This is a genomic window from Actinoplanes sp. NPDC051859, assembly GCF_044452725.1.
In the GTDB taxonomy this organism is placed as follows: domain Bacteria; phylum Actinomycetota; class Actinomycetes; order Mycobacteriales; family Micromonosporaceae; genus Actinoplanes.
Map to the genome: position 1 here is coordinate 119,270 of NZ_JBITBX010000004.1, position 20,448 is coordinate 139,717.

Annotated in this window: 18 protein-coding genes; 8 read left to right on the forward strand and 10 right to left on the reverse strand. The window is 68.5% G+C overall.

What is annotated here, in order from left to right; genetic code table 11:
- The first annotated feature begins 28 nt into the window (after positions 1-28).
- Entirely contained in the window at positions 29-679 is a 651-nt protein-coding gene (gene phoU / locus ACIA1L_RS11460) for a phosphate signaling complex protein PhoU (RefSeq protein ID WP_396072570.1), read from the forward strand.
- Between the two features lie 349 nt (positions 680-1,028).
- Complete coding sequence (locus ACIA1L_RS11465) at positions 1,029-4,223, forward strand: hypothetical protein (RefSeq protein WP_396072571.1); 3,195 nt, start codon at positions 1,029-1,031, stop codon at positions 4,221-4,223.
- 140 nt (positions 4,224-4,363) lie between these two features.
- Here the strand turns inward: ACIA1L_RS11465 and ACIA1L_RS11470 are convergent, their stop codons facing one another.
- On the reverse strand, positions 4,364-5,110 hold the full coding sequence (locus ACIA1L_RS11470; protein WP_396072572.1) for a phosphoglyceromutase: 747 nt from the start codon (positions 5,108-5,110) through the stop codon (positions 4,364-4,366).
- A 148-nt stretch (positions 5,111-5,258) separates the two neighbouring features.
- Here ACIA1L_RS11470 and ACIA1L_RS11475 point away from each other — a divergent pair, with 148 nt between their 5' ends.
- Complete coding sequence (locus ACIA1L_RS11475; RefSeq protein WP_396072573.1) at positions 5,259-6,593, forward strand: MFS transporter; 1,335 nt, start codon at positions 5,259-5,261, stop codon at positions 6,591-6,593.
- 309 nt (positions 6,594-6,902) lie between these two features.
- Here ACIA1L_RS11475 and ACIA1L_RS11480 read toward each other — a convergent pair whose 3' ends face one another.
- Positions 6,903-7,400, reverse strand: coding sequence for a YbjN domain-containing protein (locus tag ACIA1L_RS11480; RefSeq protein ID WP_396072574.1), 498 nt, complete (start codon positions 7,398-7,400; stop codon positions 6,903-6,905).
- Positions 7,394-8,701 (reverse strand): D-inositol-3-phosphate glycosyltransferase, encoded by a 1,308-nt coding sequence (gene mshA / locus ACIA1L_RS11485; protein ID WP_396072575.1) that lies wholly within the window; start codon positions 8,699-8,701, stop codon positions 7,394-7,396. Before mshA ends, ACIA1L_RS11480 begins: the two co-directional genes overlap by 7 nt.
- 115 nt (positions 8,702-8,816) lie before the next feature.
- Between mshA and ACIA1L_RS11490 the strand changes: the two genes are divergently transcribed.
- Together ACIA1L_RS11490 and ACIA1L_RS11495 are read left to right on the forward strand one after the other, a co-directional pair.
- A complete protein-coding gene (locus tag ACIA1L_RS11490) occupies positions 8,817-9,587 on the forward strand; it encodes an SDR family oxidoreductase (protein WP_396072576.1) in 771 nt (256 codons plus the stop codon).
- 2 nt (positions 9,588-9,589) lie between these two features.
- The gene (locus ACIA1L_RS11495) at positions 9,590-10,348 is read left to right on the forward strand and encodes a class I SAM-dependent methyltransferase (RefSeq protein WP_396072577.1); all 759 of its coding nucleotides are present in this window, start codon (positions 9,590-9,592) and stop codon (positions 10,346-10,348) included.
- A 48-nt stretch (positions 10,349-10,396) separates the two neighbouring features.
- Here ACIA1L_RS11495 and ACIA1L_RS11500 read toward each other — a convergent pair whose 3' ends face one another.
- From ACIA1L_RS11500 to ACIA1L_RS11510, 3 genes are all read right to left on the reverse strand, one after another.
- Positions 10,397-12,043 carry a DNRLRE domain-containing protein gene (locus ACIA1L_RS11500; RefSeq protein WP_396072578.1) on the reverse strand — a complete coding sequence of 549 codons (1,647 nt, stop codon included), beginning with the start codon at positions 12,041-12,043 and terminating at the stop codon, positions 10,397-10,399.
- Positions 12,044-12,312: 269 nt separating this feature from the next.
- A complete protein-coding gene (locus ACIA1L_RS11505; RefSeq protein WP_396072579.1) occupies positions 12,313-12,714 on the reverse strand; it encodes a response regulator in 402 nt (133 codons plus the stop codon).
- A gap of 70 nt (positions 12,715-12,784) precedes the next feature.
- Positions 12,785-14,365 carry a S8 family serine peptidase gene (locus ACIA1L_RS11510; RefSeq protein WP_396072580.1) on the reverse strand — a complete coding sequence of 527 codons (1,581 nt, stop codon included), beginning with the start codon at positions 14,363-14,365 and terminating at the stop codon, positions 12,785-12,787.
- A gap of 224 nt (positions 14,366-14,589) precedes the next feature.
- On the opposite strand from ACIA1L_RS11510, the gene ACIA1L_RS11515 reads away from it, so the two are divergent.
- Together ACIA1L_RS11515 and ACIA1L_RS11520 are read left to right on the forward strand one after the other, a co-directional pair.
- Positions 14,590-14,814, forward strand: coding sequence for a hypothetical protein (locus ACIA1L_RS11515; RefSeq protein WP_396072581.1), 225 nt, complete (start codon positions 14,590-14,592; stop codon positions 14,812-14,814).
- 78 nt (positions 14,815-14,892) lie between these two features.
- The gene (locus tag ACIA1L_RS11520; protein ID WP_396072582.1) at positions 14,893-16,716 is read left to right on the forward strand and encodes an ATP-binding protein; all 1,824 of its coding nucleotides are present in this window, start codon (positions 14,893-14,895) and stop codon (positions 16,714-16,716) included.
- A 3-nt stretch (positions 16,717-16,719) separates the two neighbouring features.
- On the opposite strand, the gene ACIA1L_RS11525 is transcribed toward ACIA1L_RS11520, so the two are convergent.
- Both ACIA1L_RS11525 and ACIA1L_RS11530 read right to left on the reverse strand, forming a co-directional pair.
- Positions 16,720-17,577 carry an SRPBCC family protein gene (locus ACIA1L_RS11525; protein WP_396072583.1) on the reverse strand — a complete coding sequence of 286 codons (858 nt, stop codon included), beginning with the start codon at positions 17,575-17,577 and terminating at the stop codon, positions 16,720-16,722.
- A 74-nt stretch (positions 17,578-17,651) separates the two neighbouring features.
- Entirely contained in the window at positions 17,652-18,398 is a 747-nt protein-coding gene (locus tag ACIA1L_RS11530) for a hydrolase (protein WP_396072584.1), read from the reverse strand.
- A gap of 281 nt (positions 18,399-18,679) precedes the next feature.
- On the opposite strand from ACIA1L_RS11530, the gene ACIA1L_RS11535 reads away from it, so the two are divergent.
- Complete coding sequence (locus ACIA1L_RS11535) at positions 18,680-19,501, forward strand: peptidoglycan DD-metalloendopeptidase family protein (RefSeq protein ID WP_396072585.1); 822 nt, start codon at positions 18,680-18,682, stop codon at positions 19,499-19,501.
- A gap of 231 nt (positions 19,502-19,732) precedes the next feature.
- Here the strand turns inward: ACIA1L_RS11535 and csrA are convergent, their stop codons facing one another.
- Both csrA and fliW read right to left on the reverse strand, forming a co-directional pair.
- Positions 19,733-19,987 (reverse strand): carbon storage regulator CsrA, encoded by a 255-nt coding sequence (csrA, locus tag ACIA1L_RS11540; protein WP_396072586.1) that lies wholly within the window; start codon positions 19,985-19,987, stop codon positions 19,733-19,735.
- A gap of 53 nt (positions 19,988-20,040) precedes the next feature.
- Positions 20,041-20,418, reverse strand: coding sequence for a flagellar assembly protein FliW (fliW, locus tag ACIA1L_RS11545; RefSeq protein WP_396072587.1), 378 nt, complete (start codon positions 20,416-20,418; stop codon positions 20,041-20,043).
- Positions 20,419-20,448 lie beyond the last annotated feature (30 nt).

Below are 20,448 nucleotides of genomic sequence, written 5' to 3' on the forward strand. Positions count from 1 at the left end.
GGCAGCCCACGAACAACCGGGACAGAACATGCGCGAGGAGTTTCAGGCCGACCTCCACGAGGTCAGCCGCCTGCTGGTGACCATGGCGGAGGCCGTACGCGCCGCCCTGCGCAAGGCCACCACCGCCCTGCTCACGGCCGACCGCGAAGCCGCCGAATCCGTCATCGCCCGCGACGTCGAGGTCGACGAGCTCTACCGCCAGGTCGAGACCAAGGTCGCCGACACCATCGCCCGCCAGGCCCCGGTCGCCTCCGACCTGCGCATGGTCATCACCGCCCTGCACATCTCCGCCGACCTCGAACGCATGGGCGACCTGGCCGAGCACGTCGCGAAGACCGCCCTGCGCCGCCACCCCTCCCCGGCCGTGCCCGCCGAACTCCGCCCGGTCTTCAAGCAGATGGCCGAGGTCGCCGACCGCATGGCCGACAAAATCACCAACGTCCTCGCCAGCCCCGACGCCTCCCTCGCCGCGGAGCTGGAGAAGGACGACGATGCCATGGACGACCTCGAGCGCGACCTCTTCAAGGTCCTCCTCCACGACGACTGGCCGTACGGCGCGGAGACGGCCATCGACGGGGCTCTGCTCGGACGGTTCTACGAGCGGTACGCCGACCACGCGGTGAATTCCGGCCAGCACATGATCTACCTGATCACCGGGGAGCAGGTATCCCTCGACTGAGCTTGTTCTGTCGTCCGGGGTGGGGCTTCGGGGAAGGCGATGACCGGCTCCGGACGGTCACGCCTGATCCCCGCGTAGCCCCGGCTCCCGTCGGGCCCGGATGTCAGCTATGCGCAAGCAAGCGAAGAGTCACGGTCGAAAATAGCTATGCAGATTTATTGATGCGAGCGCCGGATTCCTCTTAGAGGCATTGCAGTCCTAGGCCTGCGAGTTAACACTGCGTTTACATCTTGGTGGGCAGGTCAAGCGCCGAGCGCAACCGGCCACAAGACTGCGACCACGCTGACTAGGACGACGAATGCTCACACGATTTTTCGGCGGAGGGCGCAGCCGGCGTGCTCTCGCGACCGTGACCGCTGCCATGATCCTCACCGCTCCAGGCGCAGTTCCCGCCGCCGCCAGCAGCAAAATGCTCGGTGCCGACACCCCCGCCGCCTATAACACACCGACCGATCACGCCTTCTACTTCCGCAATTCGTACACGTCGACCGTATCGGTGAGCGTCCTGAAGGACGACAGCACGGGAGCGTGCACTACCGGCGTGCGTTATCCATCCGTCGCGCAATCGACCAAGGCGGCGGCAACCTACGTAGCGGTCAGTCCAGGACAGGTTATTCCTCTGGTGGAGGTGTTCGACGCCTCCTGCCGGGTGAAAACCAACACGTGGATGGTCGACGTGAAAGGGCCTGGGACCAACGCATCCACCAAGGCATGGGGCAGTGGCTACCTGATCGGCCGGTTCTGGTTCTTCGGTGACGGGCGGGTCAACGGACAGACGAATGCGCTGGCTACCACGAAGGCGCCCTGGGACAAGGCGGCCACGACCGCCAAGAAACTCGACGCGCTGTCGTCCGACACCCTCACCACCTGGCGGTACTCGCTGAGCGGCAACAGTTCGCTCCCCGCGAACGGGTCCTTCGCGACATTGCACGGCATCGCCACGACGACGAGCTCGGATACGGATTTCTCCTTCGGAGCGGCGGCCTCCCCGGCACGATCCAGCACGGATGCACACGCGCTGACGGTGACCAGCCTCGCGGCGAACATCGACAGCCGGCTGCTCGATGACTGGTGCGACCGGGCGAAGCATCTGCAAACCGTGCTGTCCAGTGTGAACACCGACGTGTTGCTGTTGCAGGGCCTGAACATGCGCAGCGCCGCGGCGAGCTGCGCGACCGACGCAGTCGATCTGGTGGCGAAGCTCTGGACGAACGCCACCGACGACAGTCTCATCACCAGCCCGACCACGGAAGCCGGAGCCTATGTTCAGGCCACCAGCGGCACGGGAACCAGCCCGCAACAGAGCGGACCGTTCCCGTACGTCAGCCAGCTCGCCGGCGGCCTGCCCGTACAGGACCAGCCGGCCACCACGGGCGGCGCTGTCATCCTGAGCAAATACCCGCTCACCATGCTGGCGAACAGCACCTTCACCAATCAGAGCACGGCCGGCGACGAACGCGGCTTCGTCATGGCCAGCATCGTCAAGAACGGCACCAGATATGTGGTGATCAACGCCGGGATGGACCCCAGCGGCAACGGCTCACGGGTCAGTCAGCTCGACCAGATCGCCCGCGCGGTCAAGACGAATGTGCCCGACGGTGTCCGGCTGATCCTGGGCGGCAGCCTCGGCGCCACCCTCGGCAGCTCTTTCGCGAGCAAGACCGCAACTCAGACAGCACCCACGAACTACGACCCGAGCCAGCTCGGGCTGTACAGCGGCAGCGCGGGCAGCGCCGAGGCGTACGTCGCAAGCGCGCAGGCCAGCGCCACGTATCCGTACTCCGCGAACTCGTCGTCCAACTTCTATCAAACATCCGGAACCGCGGCCCAGACGAGTTTCATCGCCCCCCTGCGGACCCTGCCGAAGACTTCCGCGGGTCCGTACACCACCGCCGACTTCACGTCGTCGCGATACGAAGCGCCCGTGACCTATCAATGGTGGAACCACCCCGTCACCTACGCGGACTTCAAATACGGGGATCTGTCGAGTGAGTACGCCGTCACCGCCAAGTTCACCTTCAGCACGACACCGTGGAGCTGGTCGGTGCGGGATCCGGTATCGAATGAACTTCTCAAAACGATTACCACGGGCATTATCAATACGTGGAACCATTGCTCCAGCGTCCTCGACCTCGGCGCCCATCGGACAGTACGTCGCTGGAGTGCCGAGGCAACGGGGGCCGACGCCGGCAATGCTCTTACCGGCACCTTCCAGGTCAGTTCGGACAACGTAACGTGGACAACGGTCGATTCATCGTCGGGCTCCGGCCTGGTCGGTGATACGAAAATCTCGGATCGTGTCATCGACTCGGTCTATACGCGTTACACCCGGTATTGCAGCGCGACGACGTCAACGAAGGTCACCTTCAGGGTGTACGGCACCGTGCTCGCACTGCGCGGACACTTCGCCTATTACCCGGCCAGCAAGGTCCGGAGTAGTACGTCCGCGTACGTGGAGGACGTCAACGACCCGGCGCGCGTCTCGTTGGACTGGAACTCCAGCGGTGCGGGCGACTGCTCGATCTACCGCCGGAACGCCGCCGGTCAGGTCACTGAAGTCAAGGTCCTGACGGTCACCGAGTGCGCGACCGGCAATAAGGTATTGGACAGCCTTCCCAGCTGGCGAGGACTGAGATACAGCTACATGTTCTGCAAGCTGGCCAAGTCCTGCACCGACTGGATCAATGTGAGTGATCCTCGGACACCGGCGATCAGCAGCGCGAGCGATCACACATGCATGATGACCTCGTCGACGTCGACCGGTGCGGCCTGCTGGGGTGCGGACGACTATTCCGTAACCACGATTCCCGCATCGGTGTCGTCGGTGAAGGCGATCTCGGCGGGCTCCGAACACACCTGCGCGATCGACAGCATGGGCAAGCTTACCTGCTGGGGATCAAGCCGGCTCGACAACTACAAACGCGCTGACGGAACGACGTCCCCCATGAGCAGGCCGCCTACCATGACGGTGTCATCCGTCAGCGTCGGGTCGTCCCATGCCTGCGCCATACGGGTGGACAACGAGCAAGTCCAATGCTGGGGACCGATGCACACAACGCCGCCGGCCAGCCTCGGCGCAGTCTTGCAAGTCAGTGTAGGCAGCCGGTCGGCATGCGCCGTGACGAAAGTCTATGAGCTCACTTGCTGGGGAGACAGCACCGGCAAGACTGTAAGCGATGCGCCCAAGAACGTGTCGTTCTACTCGGTCTCGGTCAGCTCGACGCACGCGTGCGGCGTCAGCATCGACTCCGCGGCGATATGTTGGGGTAGCGGCCTATTCTCCACCTCGCCGGATGTAGCCGATGAGGTCAGCCTGGTGAGCACGGTCGCGGTGGGTTACTACGTATCCTGCGCACGTGAGTTCGATGACTCCGTGTCCTGCGCAGGCAATTTCCTGATTCCGGCTGCACCGAGTCCGTCGAGCCGCTTTACTGCGGTCGCCGCGGGCCGCCTGCACGCATGTGGAATCCAGACCAGCGGGGTTCCGGTCTGTTGGGGATCCGGGACGAAGCAACTAGCGATTCCCGCATCCCTCACCAAATAGGCCATTCACGGCGCCCGTAGTCCTATCGGCAACAGCGGCCACCGCATTTCCCGGGTTACCTGGACCCGAGGAATGCGGTGGCCGCTTCCTGTCGAGCTTGACCGCCCGGTTGGTCGTCCCCGCCAGATGCCGGCTGAGGCTCAGCGGCCCTGGTTGGCGACGGCGGCGGCCGCAGCGGCGGCGACTTCCGGGTCGAGGTACGAGCCGCCGGCGGTCACCGGGCGCAACGAGTCGTCGAGGTCGTAGCGCAGCGGAATGCCCGTCGGGATGTTCAGGCCGGCGATGTCGGAGTCCGAGATCTGGTCGAGGTGCTTCACGATCGCGCGCAACGAGTTGCCGTGCGCGGCGACCAGGACGGTCTTGCCGGCGCGCAGGTCGGGGACGATCGCGTCGTACCAGTACGGCAGGGTGCGCAGGAGGACGTCTTTGAGGCACTCGGAGCGGGGTTTGAGCTCGGGGGCCAGGACCGCGTAGCGGGGGTCGTCGAACTGGGAGAACTCGTCGCCGTCGGCGATGGGTGGGGGCGGGGTGTCGTAGGAGCGGCGCCAGAGCATGAATTGCTCCTCGCCGTACTGCTCGAGGGTTTGCTTCTTGTCTTTGCCCTGAAGGGCGCCGTAGTGGCGTTCGTTGAGGCGCCAGTGCCGCTGGACGTCGATCCAGTGCCGGTCCGCGGCGTGCAGGGCGATCTCGCTGGTGCGGATGGCGCGGCGCAGGAGGCTGGTGTGGACGACGTCGGGCAGGAGACCGTGCTCCTTGAGGAGTTCGCCGCCGCGACGGGCTTCGGTCTCACCCTTCGCGGTGAGGTCGACGTCGACCCATCCAGTGAAGAGGTTTTTCGCGTTCCAGTCGCTCTCGCCGTGGCGCAGCAGCACAAGGGTCCCAGTCATGGTTCCATCCTGCCGCAGGTCCGGCGGTGTCGTGCGCCGACCCGTTTCCGTGGCGACCACCACGTGGAAACCGGGCTGCGCGGCGTACCGCCGACCACTAGGTTGTAAGTCCTGAGATCTTAACCGGTGCTTACATGGGGGTACGGGCGTGCGCGGGTGGTTGCGGGAAGCGGCGGGCGGGCTGCCTCGGCAGTTCTGGTTCCTCTGGACCGGGACGCTGATCAACCGACTCGGCGCGTTTGTCGTGATCTATCTGGCGATCTACCTCACCCAGGGGCTGCACTTCTCGCAGAGCCAGGCCGGCCTGGTCATCGGCGCGTACGGCGTCGGCGGCGGGATCGGCACGATGACCGGTGGCGTGCTCACCGACCGCTGGGGCCGGCGCCCGACGATGCTGACCGCCCAGTTCGGTGCGGCTGCGCTCATGCTGACGTTGGGTTTCGCCGAAGGCTTCTGGCAACTGCTGATCGGCGCGTGGCTGCTGGGCCTGTTCGCCGAGGGGGTGCGGCCCGCGTTCCAGGCCATGATGATCGACGTGGTGCCGGAGCATGATCGGCTCCGGGCGTACTCGTTGAACTACTGGGCGGTGAACCTGGGTTTTGCCGGCGCGGCGATCGTGGCGGGTTTCGCGGCCCAGTTCGACTACCTGCTGCTGTTCCTCATTGATGCCGGCACCACGGTGATCACCGGATTGATCAGCCTGATCTTCCTGGCCGAGACCCGACCGGTCCGGGCCGGCGGCACCGGCAGGGGGCAACGCCCGGGTCGGGGCGGGCCAGGACTCGGCACGGTGTTCCGCGACCGGACCTTCCTCACCTTCCTCGGGCTGAACTTCTGCATCGTGCTGGTGATCATGCAGCACATGTCGACGCTGCCGATCGCGATGAGCGGAGACGGGCTGAGCCCGGCCACCTTCGGCTGGGTCATCGCGGTCAACGGCATCATGATCGTGTCCGGTCAGCTCTTCGTGCCGAAGCTGATCCAGGGCCACCGCCGCTCGCGAGTGCTGGCCCTCGCCACCGTGATCATGGGTGTCGGCTTCGGACTCACCGCGTTCGCGGGGTCGGCCGCCTTCTATGCGATCACAGTGGTCATCTGGACCCTCGGCGAGATGTTGCAGAGCCCGTCGAACTCGGCGCTCGTCGCCGACCTCTCGCCGTCCGCGCTGCGCGGGCGTTACCAGGGCGTCAATTCGCTGTCCTGGTCGGCGGGCTCCGCGCTGGCTCCGGTGGTCGGCGGCTTCGTCATGCAGCACGCGGGAAGCACGGTGCTCTGGCTGAGCTGCGCGGTGATCGGCGTGCTGGTGGCAGCCGGCCAAGTCTTCTCGGGCTCGTCGTGGGAGCGGCGGGCGGCTCGACTGCGGGTCTCCGAACGCGAGGCAGCGGCGGGGCGCCCCGCGGCACCCAGCCCGGCAGCGACCGAGACAGCTCACGCGGAGGACGTCGCGCCGCCACAGCCCGTACGCGTGCCGGCCGACGACTGAACCGTTTGCGGGCAATTGGCCTTCCGGGCGAGTGCACCCTCATCCGTGAGGGCGAAGTTGCCAGCTGTGACCGTCGCGACAGATGGCAGACAGCCAACTCGCTTGTGACGGTTGCGTAGCCCAACTAGCGTGGTCGATGGACGCCGAGCCGTCAGTTCGGGGAACGGGTGGGCCTTTCGAGGTCGCCGCGGCACGGCGTTCGGGGACGGGTGGCATCAGCCGTTGGGGGACGGCGCGACCCGAGACCGGCGGTTAGTGCGGGCGACGCCTATGGGGATGGGTGTCGTCCGCCGCCGCCGGCGCCGACGGTCAAGACTTATCCGGGTCCGCGAAATGCGCGAAGGCTTGCAGGTTCGCCAATGATTCGCCGCGCTTGGCCCGCCATTCCCATTCCCGCCGAATTGACGTGCCGAAGCCGATCTCCAGCATGGAGTCGAACGACTCGTCGGCGTAGGTGAGCACCGAGCCGAGCAACCGATCCAGTTCGTCCTCGTCGAGGCCACGCAGGCTGACCCGGCCGGTCAAGTAGACGTCACCGGTCTGGTCGATGGAGAACGCGACGCCGTACATGCGGGCGTTGCGGCGCAGGAGCCAGGCCCAGAGCTGCTCGTGGTTCTCGTCGGGGTGGCGCATGACGAAGGCCTCGATGCGCAGGGCGTGCTCCCCCACGATCAGGTTGCAAGCGGTCTTCAGCTTGTGGGTGCCGGGCATCGTGACGACCCAGGAGGACTCGCCGGTCGACTCGCACGGCAGCTCGCGCTCCGCGCAGACGCGTTCGATGAGGGCACCGATCTCGTTGTTCACCACGAGAGAGAGCCTGTCAGACGACAGGCGATCAGCGCGCGGTGCTCTGCCATCGCCTCGCGATAAACGCGGAGCAGCCCGGCCGCCGTACGGTCCCAGGAGAAGTTTGAGGCGTGCCGGACCGCGCCGACCGAGAGCCGCAGGCGCCGCGCGGGCTCGTGCAGCAGGTCGCTGAGCACTCGAGCCCAGTCACCCGGCCGGTGGCCGTCGACGAGGGCACCGCTGATGCCGTCGGTGACCGCAGTGACCAGGCCGCCGACCGCCGCGGCGACGACCGGGGTGCCGCAGGCTTGGGCCTCCACCGCCACCAGCCCGAACGACTCGTTGTAGGACGGCACCGCGACCAGGTCGGCCGCGCGGTAGAGCGCGGCAAGTGCCTCACCGGTTTGCGGCGGCAGGAAGCGCACCTTGTGGCTGACGCCGAGGCTGGCTGCCAGGTCGATGAGCGAGGTGGGCCGGTCGAGGCCGCTGCCGCTGGGGCCGCCGCAGATGACGACGGTGAGGTCCGCGTCGCGCAGCGGCTGCTCGGCGAGCGCCCGGAGCAGCACGTCGGGGCCTTTGAGGGGCTGGATGCGGCCGACGAAGGCCACGATGTGCCCCTGTTCGGGCAGGCCGAGGCGGCGGCGGTCGGCGGTTTGGGTGCCGCGGGGCCGGAAGCGGTCCAGGTCGACGCCGGGCTGGACCACGCTGAGCCGGGTGGGTTCGGCGTCGTAGCAGGTCACCAGGTCTTGGGCTTCGAAGCGGGTGTTGGCGACCAGCCGGTCGGACTCGGCGATCACCTGTTCCTCGCCGATCACCCGGGCCTTGGGCTCGGGGCGGTCGCCGGCGGCAATGAACCGGTTCTTCACCTTGGCGAGGGTGTGCGCGGTGTGCACGTGCGGCACACCCCACCGTTCACGGGCGAGCCAGCCGACCTGGCCGGACATCCAGTAGTGCGAGTGGATCAGATCGTAGTGGCCGGGCGGGTGGGCAGCCTCGGCCCGCAGCACGCCGTTGGTGAAGGCGCAGAGCTGAGACGGCAGTTCTTCCTTGGAGAGGCCTTCGAACGGGCCGGCGGTGACGTGCCGGACGTGGACGCCGGGGTGCATCTCGACGACCGGGGGCAGCCCGCTGGCGGTGGCCCGGGTGAAGATCTCCACCTCGACGCCGGCGGCGGCCAGCCGCTTCGACACCTCGACGATGTAGACGTTCATGCCGCCCGCGTCACCGGTGCCCGGTTGTTCCAGCGGTGAGGTGTGCACCGAGAGGGTGGCGATGCGCCGAGGTGTGGGCCAATCGCAGCCTTCGGCCCGCGCGTCAACCACGTCGTGTTCCTCTCTAGAGCCCGTCGAACGTAACGGGCAACTGTTACGCCGCCGTTCATCTTCCCCGGCCGAACGTGCTGAACCTCACTCCTGGCGGCCCGGGGTGACCCACGTCATGAGGCAGGATCGGGGCATGGTGCAGAAGAACATCGCCGTGGTCACCGGCGCGTCCAGCGGAATCGGCGCGGCGACGGCCCGCCGGCTGGCCGCCGAAGGCTTCCACGTGGTCGCGGCGGCACGTCGCAAGGAGCGGCTGGAAGCCCTGGTGGGCGAGCTGGCGTCGGCCACAGCGGTGGCCTGCGACGTGACCTCGGACGAGTCGGTGGCCGAGTTGGCTGCCGCGGTGGCCGCGCTGGGCGGCACGGTCACGCTCCTGGTCAACAACGCCGGCGGCGCCCGCGGGGCGGACCAGGTCGCCGGCGGTGCAGTCGCCGACTGGCAGTGGATGTACGAGGTCAATGTGCTCGGCACGCTGCGGGTCACCCAGGCGTTACTGCCTGCGCTGGAGGCGAGCGGCGCCGGGACGGTCGTGACGGTGGGGTCGACGGCGGCGTTCGTCGTCTACGAGGGTGGTGGCGGCTACACGGCGGCCAAGCACGCCCAGACTGCCCTGGTGGGGACACTGCGGCTGGAGTTGGCGGGCAAGCCGGTGCGGGTCGTGGAGATCGATCCGGGCATGGTGCGTACCGACGAATTCGCCCTTAATCGCCTGGGTGACCAGGCGGCGGCCGACGCGGTCTATGCCGGCGTGCGCCATCCGCTCATTGCCGACGACATCGCGGACTGCATCGCGTGGGCCGCCACCCGGCCACACCACGTCAACGTCGACCGGTTGGTGGTTCGGCCGCTGGCCCAGGCCGCCCAGCACAAGGTCGTCCGCGAGTAACGGTGGCGACCAAGCCGCTCGGGGCGATCACCCGGGGCACCACGAACCCCAACCGGCTGCGCCGGGTGGACAACTACCTCGCGTTCCGCTGCGGCGAGCGACTCCGCGCGGCGAGCACCCCGCTGGTGGTCGACCTGGGCTACGGCGCGACGCCGATCACGGCGATCGAGCTGCGGGAGCGGCTGGCGACGGCGGTCCGGCCGGACATCGCGGTGGTCGGCCTGGAGATCGATCCGGTACGGGTGGCAGCCGCGCGACCCTTCGCCGACCCGCCCCGGCTGGAGTTCCGGCGCGGGGGTTTCGAGCTGACCGGGTTGCGCCCCACGGTGGTACGGGCGTTCAACGTACTGCGCCAGTACGCGGAAAATGAAGTTGCCGCCGCCTGGCGGACGATGACCGCGACCGGTGCGGTCCTGGTCGAGGGAACCTGCGACGAACTGGGCCGCATCGCCACCTGGACAGTGGTCGAGGACGGGCTGCCGCAGAGCCTCACCCTGTCGGCCAGACTGTCCGATCTGGACCATCCGGCAACCTTCGCGGAGCGGTTACCGAAGGCGTTGATTCATCACAACGTGCCGGGCCATCCGGTGCACGAGCTGCTGACCTCGTTCGGTGCGGCGTGGGAGGCGAGCGCCACCCCGTTCGGGCCGCGGCAGCGCTGGCTGGCGACGGTGGACCGGTTCCGTTCGGTGTGGCCGGTGCTGGACGGTCCGGCCCGCTGGCGTCGTGGCGAGCTAACGGTGCCTTGGCCCGTGACATGAGAGCGGGCCGGCCTCCGCGTGGGAGACCGGCCCGGTGTGTCAGGTGATTCAGTTCTTGATGGTCACGTCGAAGATCGGGTCGGCGGCGACCTTCTTGAAGGCGGCGAGGCTGGACGGGGTGGAGTTCACCGAGATGTCCCGGTCGCCCTCGTCGTCCTTGGCGGTGTCGAAGTAGACGACGGCCTTGACCTTCGGGTGCGCCTTGAGCTCGGTGATCACCGAGTTGAACGCGGGCGCCTTGTCGACCTTCACCGAGGTGCGGTGGTACATGCCCCACTCGGCGACCATGATCGGCTTGCTGGGGTGGTTGGTGACGGCCCAGTCGTACCAGCCGAGGCCACCGCCGGTGGGCTTGCGGTCGAGGATGGCGCCCATGTCGCCGTAGTGGTAGTAGCCCTTCTCGACGCTGACGTACGAGTCGAGGCCGATCCAGTCGACGACGTCGTCACCCGGGTAGATGTCCTTCCACCAGGACTGCGCCATCCACTTCTCGTTGCCCATGTAGGCGAGGACGTTGACGACGTTGGTGACGCCGTTGGCGCGCAGGCGCTGGATGACGTAGCGGTACATGTTCGCGTAGTCCTTGGCCGTCATGCCCGAAGCGGCGGCCGGGTTGACGTCGTTCTCCGGCTCGTGGTGCAGGGCGAGGAAGAACTTCTGCGTGCCGTAGTTCTTCTTCACGTACGCCGACCAGGTGTCGATCCGCTTGTCCTGCTCACCCGCGGCGACCTTGGCCCACGTCGAGCCGTACGCGATCTTCCAGTTCACCAGCAGCACCCGCGGCTTGGCGGCGTCGCGGGTCATCGCGATCTCCGCCTTGTTCGGGAACAGCTCGTTGCCCTTGTGATAGGTGTGGTAGATCGCTGCGGTCTGGCCGGTCAGCGCCTCCCACTCCTGCAGCGCCTGGTCGCGCGGGGTCTCGGTGAAGCCACCGGCGGCCGCTCCCCAGAGGACTCCGCACGTCGGCACGAGCAGGGCACCGGTGGTGCAGCCGGTCGTGGGCGCGGTGGTCGGCGGGGTCGTCACCACGGGCGGCGTGGTGGTGGGCGGGGCGGTCGTCGGGGCGGTCGTCGGGGCCATGGTGGGCGTGGTGGTCGGGCTCGTGGTCGGTGCCTTGGTCGGGCTCGTGGTCGGAGCGGTGACCTTCTTGGTGACAGTCAGGCGCAGCTCGGGGCCGCCGCTGGCGGCGTCGCCGTATTCGAGGGCCCGCAGCCGGGTGACGCCGTTGGTGGCGGCCGACTTCAGCGCGAAGGCGTACGTGCCGGCCCGGGTGACCACCTTGGACAGGTCGAAGCTCAGGGTGGTGTCGGTGACCTTGGGCTTGATCGAGGTGAGGGCCTTGCCGAGGGCCGGCGCGTTCGCCGCGGTCAGGCTCTTCTCGGTCCAGGAGGTCGCTGCCGGGTAGACGGTCAGTGTCTCGGCCAGCGGCTTGCTCTCCAACGGCAGCTTCAGCTCCGCGCCGGTCACGGTGACGCCGGCGGCGAGCTTCGGCGCGAACTTCAGGTACGCGAGCCGGGTCTCCCCGTCGGACTTGCCGACCACGAGCTTGTCGGCCTGGCCGAAGTTGGCTGTCCGGCGCGTGCTCGACGTGTACGAGTCGTCGGTGCTGAACACGCTGACGGTCTCGGTGCTCGTCGCGGCACTGGCCGTCGAGGTGAGCGCGAAGCCCGAACCCGCGGCCACGACACCCGTCACGGCGACTCCGATGATCCCCCGCCTGGCAGTCAAGTGATTCCCCCTGTATGTCAATCAATCGCTGTCTGACATCCAGGTTGTTGAGGCGCGGGTGCCGCTTCGGGGTGCGAACGGGTGCAGCCGGGGTGCCGGTTCCGCCTCCTTGGGGCAGGCGGCGGGCAGCCGCGGTAATGAAGGGTTTTTCGGTCAGGAGGTGCCGCCCGACCGGGCACACGAAAGCGCCGCCGGACCGAGGTCCGGCGGCGCGGGTGATGCGGTGCTCGCGGTGGTTAGGTGGAGGGCGCTTTCTCGGCGAGTGCCGACCGCAGCGCCCCGAGCAACAGGTCGGCGGTGAAGGGCTTCTTGACGAGTACGGCGTCCTCGCCGATCAGCCCTTTCGACACCGCCAGGTCCTTCGGCAGGCCCGAAATGAAGACGACGCCGAGGCCGGGACGCATCTGGGTGCAGTCACGGGCCACATCTCCACCCGACACATCCGGGAGAGTGAGGTCGGTGACCAGTACATCGATCACGCCGGGGTGGTCCCGGCAGACCGCGAGCGCCTGGTCGGCGTCGCCGGCGATCAGGGTGTCGAAGCCCCGTCGATCCAGCATCCGCCGCATGATGTCGCGCAGGTCGTCCTCGTCATCGACGACGAGAACGGTCGGACGTTCCTGCGTGCTCTCGGACATGACAGCCTCCCCGCAGCCGTATGCGGTTCACGCTATCCGCGGGTCACCGGTGTGGTGCCACTTTCCCCGATCAGAGAGTCAGCTTCCATTTGTCCAGGGTTCCGGTGGTGGTGCCATAGGTGTCCTTGACCTGAAGTGACCATTTTCCGGAGCGCGAAACACCGGACAGATCAATTGGGTACGACTGCACGATGTCAGCCGCTTTATCCGTCTTTTCGGCGGCCTTGAGCAGATAAGTCTTACCGTTCGGGCCGATCAGGCTGACGACCAATGAGCCGCGGTAGCCGTGCCGCACAGTCACGTGCACGGTAGATGCCGCCGAGGCGGTGCCGGTGCAGGTGACCGTTTTGCTGCTGGTGGCTGTCGACCGCTTGCCGATCGCGACGTCCGTACCCAGCACGAATTGCCCGCAGGGTGACTCGGCGACCGGCTCGGCGGTCGCGACGGTGTTGAGGAAGCCGGTGTTCAGCAGCCGGTTGGGTGAGCCGCTGCCGGGGTTGGTCACCACACCGGCCCGAGCCTGGGCCGTCAGGGCGTCGCTGATCTGCACCGGGGTCCAGGCCGGGTACGCCGCGGCGACCAACGCCGCCGCACCCGCCACGTGCGGCGCGGCCATCGAGGTGCCGCTCATCAGTGCGGTAGCCGTGTCGGACGAGGTACCGGCCGAGGTGATGCGGGAGCCGGGCGCGAAGAGGTCGACGCACTTGCCGTAGTTGGAGAACGAGGAGCGGGCGTCGGCACTGTCAGTGGCACCCACCGTGATCGCTTCGGCGGCGGAAGCGGGCGAGTAGCCGCAGGCATCCTTGTTGTCGTTGCCTGCCGAGACGGCATAGGTGACACCCGAGGCGACCGACCGGGCGACCGCGGCGTTCAGGGTCGCGCTGGCCGAGCCGCCGAGGCTCATGTTGGCGACGGCCGGCTTGACGGCGTTCTTGGTCACCCAGTCCACACCCGCGATGAACTGCGAATAGGCGCCCCGGCCCTCGCAGTTCAGGACACGGATGCCGACCAGGTTGACGTCTTTGGCGACGCCATACGTCTTGCCGCCGATCGTGCCGGCCACGTGGGTGCCGTGCCCGTTGCAGTCCTGCGCCGTCGCGTCGTTGTCGATGAAGTCCCGGCCGTCGCGCGCCCGGCCGCCGAACTCGCTGTGCTGGACCCGAATGCCGGTATCCAGCACGTACGCGGTCACTGTGGCGGCCGACCGGTAGGTGTAACCCTTCGACAGCGGCAGGGCCGGCTGGTCGATCCGGTCTAGCCCCCACACCGGGGCCGCCTGCGTACGGGTGTCGGCCAGTGCCACCGTCGCGTCCTGCTCGACGTAGGCCACGGCGGGGTTGGCGGCGAGTCGCCTGGCCTCCAACGCGGTCATGTCGGCCTGGAAGCCGTGCACGGCCGTCGAGTAGCTGGCGCCGATCTCGGCGCCGTAGCGCTGCGCGAGGGTGTGGGAGGCGGCGTCCGGGGCGCCGGGCTTGAGCACCACGATGTAGCTGTCCGGGATGGCACCGGCGGCGGCCGCGCGGATCGTGCCGAGCGGCAGCGCGCCGGGCGTAGCAGCAGCGGCGGCGTCGGCCATCCCGAGCACCGCAACGGCGGCAGAGAGGCCGGCGAGTGACAGCCGAGCCGCATGACGTCCGGTGATGCTGATCATCGTGGAAATTCCCCCCATTAGGTCACCGATTACCCCGCTGTTCAGGCATGCCGGTGGCGCTTAAGGGGAAATGGTGGGGAAGGCGCAGAGCCGTCCAGGGACCTCCCAGGTTGCCGCTGAGGTGCAGCATGCAAGGACGGGGCACATCGGCTAAGTAGCACCCCTGGGGGGCCGAACTACCCGCTGTCAGGATCGCTGCACCGCCACAGAGCAAGGAGAGCGCTATGACCACCGTGCTGTCGCCCGAGATCGTCGTCGTCGACTCGATGGCCGAGCGTTGCGACCGTTGCGGCGCCGCCGCCAAGCTTGAGCTCAGCCTCGCCGGCGGCGGAAACCTGTCGTTCTGCGGCCACCACGCCAACAAGTACGCGAACCGGCTCGTGCCGATGGCGGCGAAGGCGTCGCTGGAGACCGGCTTCGAGTGGGCCGGGCGGTCTCCGTCGGCGTGACCACTTGATCCCATCCGCCGCGATATGATCACTCCCTCACGGTTGGGCCCAAAAGCCCACATTTAGAGGGGTTCATCGGTGCAGTTCGCGGCGCACGACGTGGGCAGGATGTCCCGGATCGCTGCCGGGAGCATCGGAGTCGCGGTGGCGATCGCCGGCGGCCTCAGCCTCGTCCTTCCTCCCGCGGGGGTTCCTCCCCGCGATGTCCTGACAGACAGCCCGGCGGCCACTCTCGTGGCCGCCGGGCTTGCTCTGTCTCTGCTGGCCCTGCCCCGCCCCGGCCGCGCCACGCGCATCGCCGCCACCGGGGCAGCCGCGCTCGCCGCCGCCTTCGGCGCCGTCGTCGTGCCCCACCACCCGCCGGCCGGCGTCGCCGCGCTGCTGGCCGGCCTCGCCCTGACCTGCCTCGACCTGTACGTGCACCGGCGTCCGGGACATCCCGTGCGCTACCGGGTCGCCGACCCGCTCGTGGCAGGCAGCGCGATCATCGCCCTCGTCGCCCTGGTGCCGCGGATGTTCGCACCGGCGTTTCCGCGCGGCGGCGGACCGGACGGGCTGATGTCGCCGTACCACGCGGGGGCGTTGTTCGTGCTGGCCGTGGGCACGGTGCTGGCCCGGCCCGAGGCGGGGCCGTTGCGCACCGACGCCAAAGCCGGGCCGGGCACGAAGATTCGCCGACTGCTGCCCGCCGTGGTCGCCGTACCCGTCATCGCCGCCCTGGTCAGCGCGGGCGCCGTCCACACCGGGATCAGCCGGCCCGCCGCCGCGATCAGCACCGGGGCGATCCTCGCCATGCTGGCCCTCGTCGGCCTGGTCGGCTATCTCGTTCGGTCGCTCGAAGGGGCCGACCAGCGGCAGCGGCAACTGGTCGCGGAGCTGCACGAGCGACGCGACTTCGCGGACACGCTGCTGCAGTCGATGAACGAGGCCGTCATGGTGCTCGACGCCAACCACCGGGTCATCGACGTCAACCGGCGCTGGCGCGAGCTCACCGGCGATGCTCCGGCCGGTGACCCACCCCCGACGCTGCCGCCGGACGGCACCCAGGACTGGACAGTCCGCCGCGCCGACGGCACCGACGTGCCGGTACTCGCGACGATGGCGGCCATCCCGGACGCGGCCGGACATCCTCGCGGCTACGTCGCCACGTACGTGGACATCACCGACCGCAAACGCGCCGAGGACGAGCTGAGCAGCCACGCCGCGGAGCTGGAGGCCAGCAACGAGAAGCTCCGCGAGGCGAACGCGAAGATCGCGGCGGCGCTGGCCTTCAAGAACGACCTGACCTCGATGCTGACCCACGATGTGGCCCAGCCGATCAGCTCCATCGCCAGCCTGGCCGAACTGCTGCACGCCGACTGGGCGGACCTGCCGGACGACATCCGGCTCGAACTCGCCACGAAGATCAACAAGAACACCCACCGGCTCATCAAGATGATGAACGACCTGCAGCTGCTCTTCCGGCTGGACACCGGCACGGTCACCGCCCGGCGTACGCCGGTGCAGCTGCGCGAGGTCGTCGTCTCCGTGACCGACGAACTGCAATGCACGGACGACGTCGCCATCGAGGTGGACGACGAGGTGTCCGCACTCGCCGACCGCCAGCACGTCTGGCACGTGGTCCGCAACCTGGTGACCAACGCCCTTGCCTACGGGGAAAGCCCCGTGGAGATCCGCGCCGGCCGCGAGGCCGAGGCCATTGTGCTGGTCGTGCAGGACCGGGGTGGCGGCATCCCCGAGGACCTCGTACCGAACCTGTTCGACCGTTTCATGCGCGGCGCGGGGCTGGGCCTGTTTATCGTGCGGCACCTGGTGGAAGCGAACGGGGGCTCGGTCCGCTATGAGCGGGCCGAGCCCCGGGGTGCCCGTCTGGTGGTGACCCTGGAGGCCGCCGCCGTCTGACTGCTACCAGTCGTGCGCGCTGCCGCGCTCCTCTTCGCTGATCATGCCGTCGCCGCGGCCGTCGCGCGTGCCCATCGCCTTGCCGCCCATGTGTGCGGCGGCAGAGCGCTGACCGGCCGCGCCACCCCGGACGGTGGGCGAGCCGACGATCCGGCGGCCGGGGGCCAGCACCTCGTCGAGGTCGTGCGGGTCGTTGATGCCCGGCGCCGAGGTGATGTCCACGGCCGGGCCGGCGGCCGGCATGCCGAGCGGTGCCGTGTCGGCGTTCGGGCGCAGCGTGCCGAGGCCGTCGCGGTTCGCGTTGCTGAACTCGCCGGCGCTGGTGCCCCAGCCCGCGCCGGGCTTGGCGCGGTTGCGCGCGCGGGCGGCCACCGACGCCGGGGAGGCGAAGGCGGTCCCGGCCATGTTCTTGGAGCTGGCGCCGCCCAGGGTGCCGGCGTTGCCCAGCTTGCCGGTCTCGATCAGGCCCTTGAAGGCGTTCAGGTCGGCCCGCAGGCGGCGGCTCAGCGTGGCCTGTGCGTGCCGGTCGCTCGGCAGCAGGAACGCGGCGTCGGCCTCCAACTGGGCGACGATCTGCGTCCGGGTCTCCCCCATCGGGCGCAGGGTTATCGTCTCGGCGAGCTGTGGTCCGTCGACGGCCGCCCAGGACACCCGCTCGTCGAGCGAGTTCTCGGTGATCTGCGCGTCGAACTCGCGGCGTTCTCCTTCGACCTCCATGACCCAGTGCGTCTGATCGTTGCCGATCGGCGTGACCTGTTCGACGCCGGTCATGAAGCGCGGGTAGTTCTCGAAGGCGGCGAGCTGCTCGTACACGGTGTGCAGCGGTGCGCTGATCTCGACGGCCTGCTGAACCATACTCATCGCATCTCTCCCAAGCTGAAGTGCTGGCATGACAGAGCGTACGTACGCGATTACATACAGCGTCTGGTTTCCGGTCAGACCCGGCGCAGGTACTGCCAGTTGCCGACCTCGGCGGCGTACCGGGCGTCACTCGCGGGCACCAGCGTCACATCCGCCGCACGCAGCATCGCCACCACCCGCGGCGACGGACTACGCCACGCCTCACTGATCTCGACCACCGTGCCCGACGACCGGCAGGCCGAAGCCAACGCCGACAGCAGCTCCGGCGTCACCGCGGCATCGTCGATACCGACCTGAGCCAGCAGGTTCAACGGGCGGGCCAACTGCGAAGGCGCGTACCGCGAGGCACGCTCGACTCCCTTGATCGTGGCGGTCACGACCAGCTCGGCCACCTGGTCAGCGGAGAGCAGGCCGGCCGCGAGCATCGCCCGGACCTCCCGGGCACCCAACGGACCATCCGCCATCGGCAGCCGCGAAACGGCCACCGAGAGCGCCTCCAGGTGCCCGATGTCGGCCGGCAACGCCAGCCAGCCGTCCGGACGGACGACCTCGACCTCGGCGGCGACCCGCAGGGTGAGTTCGGTGCGCCGCTGTGCCCGGCGGACCGCATCGGCGTACGCGGACAGCCACGCCGTCTCGGGGCCCGCCTGGTCGGCGAAGGTCAGGCTGGTCAGCCCGGCGCGGTCGGCCGCGGAAACCACGACCCCGACGCTGTCCCGACCGGCGGCGAAGCCGGTGTGCACGTGCGCGTCAGCCCCCAGATCGAGAGCGGCCGCGGCAAGGGTCGCACCGTCCATGACCGATTCGCGCTCTGCACCCACGATGTCTCCCCGCCGGCTCCGCACGGACGGGCTTATCCCGTCCTGGTGAGAACTCTGCGGTCCCGGTGTTGTGGACCGGTGCTGTGCCCGGTGCAGTCCGGGTGCTTGCCGCACAGCACCGATCTTGTGGGAAACGGGCCCGCGGGCCGCGCTTGCCGGTCACGATATCGAGACACCGGCCGGGTCCAGGTCCGCAACCGTTCTGCACTCGCGGCGCACCGCTGGTGACATCTCCCACTCGGCAGCCTTGCCTTCAGCACGCCTAGAGGAAAAGGAAGTAGATGAAGCGCCGACATCAGTACGCCGCCGCCGCACTGCTCACCGCCCTGAGCGGCAACGCCCTCACTGCCAGCCCCGCCGCGGCCGCCCCGGCACCCGTTGCCGGCACCGGCACCGTCGTCACCGACGGCACGCCGCTCAACATCCGCAGCGCCCCGTCCGCGAGCGGCCTCCGGACCGGCACCGTCGCCCACGGCGCGACCGTTTCCCTCGTCTGCAAGACCGCCGGGCAGTTCATCCGCGGCACGGTCAAAAACACCGGCTACTGGGACCGGCTGAGCGACAACACCTACATCTCTGACGCGTACGTCGACCGCGGCAGCGCCGACCTGCCCCGCTGCACGACGACGACCCCACTGCCCGCCGTCTCCGGAAGCTGGATGCTGCCCGTGACGGCCGGACTGATCAGTGACTTCCGTACCCCCCAGCGGCCTACGCACGACGGCGTCGACCTCGCCGCCAAGCGCAACACGGCAATCCGCTCGGTCAGCAGCGGCACCGTCGTCACGGCGGAATGCAACGTCTCCAAAGGCAGCTGCGACAAAGACGGCGGCCCCAAGATCCTCGGCTGCGGCTGGTACGTCGAAGTCCTGCACCCGGGCAACATCGTCACCCGCTACTGCCACCTGGTCCGGCGCCCCGCGGTCACCGTCGGACAGACCGTCGCCCGCGGCACGATCCTCGGCTACGTCGGCACCTCAGGCAACTCGTCCGGTCCGCACCTGCACTTCGAGGTCCACATCGGCGCCCCGGCCACCCGCGCCAACGCGTTCAGCCCGATCGCCTTCATGAAGACCCGTGGCCTCACCTTCGGGGCCGCGTAGCGCCGGCTTGCCCCTTCCCTGAGGCGCACTCGGCTCAGTTCGGCGTGCTGGTCTGGCTCCTGGTGCTGGGATTGCAACGCAAGCCGTTACGGGCCTTTCTGCTCGGCGGCGCCGACCCGGCCCGCATGATCGGGCCGGGATTCGCCGCCGTCCTCGGTTGCGGGCTGCTGGGGAATGCCGCAGGGCCGGGCCTCCTGAAGGGAGGTCCGGCCCTGGCGGCAAACTCTTTGCTCAGTCGTCCGGCGGGGTCGCCGGCGTGGGGCGGTCGAGAAGCTCCGTGAGCGCGCGGACTGCCGCGTCGGTCGGCGATGCCGCTTCCCGGTTGGCGTTCCGGAGCTCCTGGTAGACCTCCTCACGATGCACCTGTACGTCACGCGGCGCTTGGATGCCGATCCGGATCACGTCGCCCCGCGCCTCGAGCACGGTGACGACGACGTCGTCGCCGATCATCACGCTCTCGCCGGCCTTCCTGGTCAGCACGAGCATCGTGGCAGCCCCTCACTCCATCCGTGGACAGGACACCTTCCGCGGTTCGCGGCTCAGTAGTCCTTGCGCATGATGGCGCGGACGGGAAGGTTGCTACCCGTGAGAACGACCTGCATGGCGCGGTGTGAATCGCGGTCGATGATGATCGGCGCGAGAAGGTTGGCCGTGGTCTCGTCGGTGCTGGCGGTAATGACGACCATGGCCAGCAGCCGGTCCGGGTCCTTGGTGTTCAGCGCGGCGAAGACTTCGTTCTCGATCTCCGGCGCGTAGTCCGGGAAGAACGGCTCCGGCGGAGCGACGAGGAAACGCAGCTCCGGGTTTTGAATAGACGTGAATGCGTAGAGCAATCCCTCGTCGTTCAGCCGGACCAGCACGAATTGTCGGTGCGCCGGGAAACCGGGCATCGGAACGGCCATGTCGATGATCGGCATGTCCAGTTCGGTGTCGGTCATGGTTGCCCC